The organism is Arthrobacter rhombi, from assembly GCF_039526245.1.
Lineage (GTDB): Bacteria > Actinomycetota > Actinomycetes > Actinomycetales > Micrococcaceae > Arthrobacter_H > Arthrobacter_H rhombi.
This window is the reverse complement of sequence record NZ_BAAAIV010000001.1, coordinates 16,132-19,699: the sequence shown is the minus strand read 5'-3', so window position 1 is coordinate 19,699 and position 3,568 is coordinate 16,132. Positions and strand designations below refer to the sequence as shown.

General features: G+C 71.0%; 4 protein-coding genes. 3 read left to right on the top strand and 1 reads right to left on the bottom strand.

The annotated features are described in order from the left end of the window. Positions 1 to 20 precede the first annotated feature (20 nt). Entirely contained in the window at positions 21 to 1,016 is a 996-nt protein-coding gene (locus ABD088_RS00105; protein ID WP_343899245.1) for a CPBP family intramembrane glutamic endopeptidase, read from the bottom strand. A gap of 136 nt (positions 1,017 to 1,152) precedes the next feature. Here ABD088_RS00105 and ABD088_RS00100 point away from each other — a divergent pair, with 136 nt between their 5' ends. The 3 genes from ABD088_RS00100 to ABD088_RS00090 all read left to right on the top strand — a co-directional run bounded on the left by ABD088_RS00100 (position 1,153) and on the right by ABD088_RS00090 (position 3,542). Next, a complete protein-coding gene (locus ABD088_RS00100) occupies positions 1,153 to 2,400 on the top strand; it encodes a sensor histidine kinase (RefSeq protein ID WP_343899243.1) in 1,248 nt (415 codons plus the stop codon). Then, on the top strand, positions 2,388 to 3,071 hold the full coding sequence (locus ABD088_RS00095) for a response regulator transcription factor (protein WP_343899241.1): 684 nt from the start codon (positions 2,388 to 2,390) through the stop codon (positions 3,069 to 3,071). Before ABD088_RS00100 ends, ABD088_RS00095 begins: the two co-directional genes overlap by 13 nt. A gap of 81 nt (positions 3,072 to 3,152) precedes the next feature. After that, a complete protein-coding gene (locus ABD088_RS00090) occupies positions 3,153 to 3,542 on the top strand; it encodes a VOC family protein (protein WP_343899238.1) in 390 nt (129 codons plus the stop codon). Positions 3,543 to 3,568: the final 26 nt, after the last annotated feature.

Below are 3,568 nucleotides of genomic sequence, written 5' to 3'. Positions count from 1 at the left end.
CCCCCCCCCCCGTCGTTGCTTTAAGGGGTTTCGGCCGGGAACTGCGCGGGGGCGGGCAGCTGCGCGGGCCGTGGTGCCGAGGGCCGGCGCGTGCGCTGGATCCCGCGGGCGGCCGCCAGCCGGGTGATGACCAGCACGAAGACGGCGGTCATCGCCAAGGAGGCGAGCAGGTCACCGACGTGCAGGTCATCCGCGTTGGCGTCGGCTGCCCCGAAGGCGACGAGCACGAAGATCGTCGTGTTGCCCACGATGTGCAGCGCCAGTGCCGCTTCCAGGCCGCCGGTCCTCCAGGTCAGCCAGCCGGCGGCCAGGGCGAAGACTGCGATGTCGATCTGGCCCAGCAGCTCGTAGTCGTGACCGACGACGAAGAGCGGGATCGGCAGCAGGATCGCGAACGCCGGGTGGCGCAACCAGCCGCCCAGGCTCTGCATGAGGTACCCACGGAAGACGTACTCCTCGGCTGCCGCCTGGATCGGGACCAGCAGCAGGGCAGCCGCCAGCACGGCCAGGGTCCTGCCGCCGTCGTACATCGGTGTGGCCTCGGTGCCGGTGGCGGGCAGCAGCAGGAAGATGCCCTGCGCCACGAGCTGCACGAGGATGGCCACCGCCACGCACCACAGCAACCACGTCCAGCGCAGCCGCCCGGCCACCGAGGAGAGCAGGCCCACGGGCCGGGTCCCGAGCACCCGGGTGGCCAGCCAGAGCGCGGGCAGCATCAGGGCGATGGAGCCCAGCGAGAGCACAAGCGTGGCCGGGTCGTTCAGGTCCAGCGTCTCGGAGGCGTAGAAGCCGTCGACGCCCTGCTCGATCCCGGGGACCAGGACACTGGCGATCATGAGGCCGATCAGGGCCACCAGCAGCAGCGCCAGGTAGAAGCCCAGCGCCGTGGCGCCGACCGCCAATGGCCTCCACCACCGGTAGGTGGGGCGTTCGCGCGCCAGCCGGTGGTAGGCCAGCGGCTCGGGCGGCTCGGCGGATGGGGTGCGTGGCGGGTCCAGGGGGTGGGTGCTCGTCATGGTCCCCATCCTTCCCGGTCGGTGGCGCCTGGCGCATCCCCCGCGGTGGTGATGTGGCTTCCGGCCCGAAGGACTACACCGATTCCGTCCTGCGGGATGACGCGGGACGGCCGGCCCGCTCGATAGGATCTCTGGGGTGAGCATCCCCGAAATCCGCGTTCCGCACGGCACCCGACTGCGCCGGGCGTGGGGCGGCATCTGGCGTCTGCTGGTGGTGGTGGTGTCGGGGGTCCTGGGGTTCACCATCACGTACGGCATGGCCATCGAGGGCGTCGATCCGGCGGGCCCCGGTTCCGGCGCGCTGGCGGTGCGCATGGGACTCGATGCGTTGCTGGGGCTCGGCGCGCTGATCCTGTATCCGTTCAGGCATCGGGCCCCGCTGGTCATCACCGCGGTCATCGTCCTCTGCGCCGCGGCGTCCACGCTGGGTGCCGGCGCCGCCTGCCTGGCCATCGTCTCGCTGTCCACGCGCCGGCGCTGGCAGGAAATCAGCGTCATCGCCACGCTCTCCGTGGCCACCGGGATGGCCGTCGAATACCTCCTGCCACTCGAGGGGCCGCAGGAACCCTGGTGGCTGCTGCTCCTGCTCGGCGTGGGATTCACCGCGGTGCTGGTGCTGACCGGGATGTACATCGGGGGCCGCCGCCAGCTGCGCCGCGCGATGCAGGCGGAGATCGAGGGAAACCGCAGGACCCACCAGGCCCAGCTGGAGCAGGCCCGGGCCACCGAACGCACCCGGATCGCCCGCGAGATGCACGACGTCCTGGCCCACCGGCTCTCGCTCGTGGCGCTGCATGCCGGGGCGCTGGAATACCGCACCGATCTGCCGCGCGAGCAGATCAGCGAAACGGCGGGGATCGTGCGGGCCAACGCCCACCTGGCCGTCAACGAACTGCGCGAGGTCCTCGGTGTGTTGCGCGATCCGCAGGCCACCGCGGAGCACTCCCACACCACGGCTCCCCCACCCACGCTGGCCCAGCTGCAGCAGCTGCTCGCCGAGAGCCGCGGCGCGGGAACGCCGGTGGTCCTGGACGCCGCACTCCCGAATCCGGACCTGCTGGAGACCGTCGAGGAGACGGCCAGCCGCGCCCTGTACCGGGTCATCCAGGAGGGGCTGACCAACGCCCGCAAACACGCACCGGGGCAGACGGTCCACCTGCGACTGGCCGGCACTCCGGACGGTTCGCTGACGGTGTCGCTGCGCAACGTGATCCCGGCACGCGGGCACTCCCCGGAACCCGGGACTCCCCCGGCGCTACCGGCCTCCGGGATGGGGCTGACCGGGCTCACCGAACGGTTGCGGCTGGTCGGCGGAACCCTGGCCACCGGCACCGACACCGAAGGCCAGTTCGTACTGGAGGCCCAGGTCCCATGGAACCGGTAGGCGAACGCATCCGGGTGGTGCTGGTCGACGACGAGCACCTGGTCCGGACCGGGCTGCGGCTGATCCTGGACGGGGATCCGCTGATCCAGATCGTCGGCGAGGCAGGCGACGGCGAGGCGGCGGTGCGCCGGGTGGCTGAGCTGGACCCCGATCTGGTGCTGATGGATGTGCGCATGCCCCGGATGGATGGGCTGGCGGCCACCCGGCAGCTGTTGGTGGGGAATCCGGCGCTCAAGATCCTGGTGCTGACCACGTTCGATACCGACGAACTGGTGCTGCAGGCCCTGGAGGTGGGGGCCAGCGGCTTCCTGCTGAAGGACACCCCGCCGCCGGCCCTGATCGAGGCGGTCCACCAGGTAGCCCGGGGACAACGATCGCTCTCCCCCGCTGCACTGGACCACCTGGTGGCCGCGGCCACCAGCACCCGGGGCCACGCGAGCGCCAGGACCGCGGCACTCGAGCGACTGGCCCGGCTCACCGACCGCGAACGGACCATCGCCTCCGCCGTGGGGCGCGGACTCTCCAACACGGAGATCGCCGACGCCCTGCAGATCGGCATCACCACGGTCAAGACCCACCTGGGACGGATCCTGGACAAGCTCGACGTCGGCAACCGCGTCCACCTCGCCCTGTTGGTCCACGACGCGGAATCCGGCGAGCACCGGCATTGACGAGTGGCCGGTGCGCCGCCTAGGGTCAGGCTGCTGCCCCGCCCACGGGCCGCCACCGGCCACCCCCTCCAGGAGCGATGCATGAAGATCCACCTGACCAGCGTGATGGTCGATGACCAGGCGAAGGCCGAGCAGTTCTACACCGAGATCCTCGGGTTCGTCGTCAAGCACGACGTCGACCTGGGCGCCGACCGCTGGCTGACCGTGGTCTCCCCCGAAAACCCCGAAGGCACCGAACTGCTGCTCGAACCCAGCAGCCATCCGGCGGCCCAGCCGTTCAAGGACGCTTTGGTCGCCGACGGCATCCCGTTCACCCAGTTCGCCGTCGAGGACGTCCACGCCGAATTCGAACGCCTGAAAGCCCTGGGCGTGCGCTTCACCCAGGAGCCCACCGAGACGGGCCCGGTGACCACCGCGGTCTTCGACGACACCTGCGGCAACCTGATCCAGATCGCCACGCTACCAGCCTGAACCTGGCGGTCCCTGTGCGACGGGGG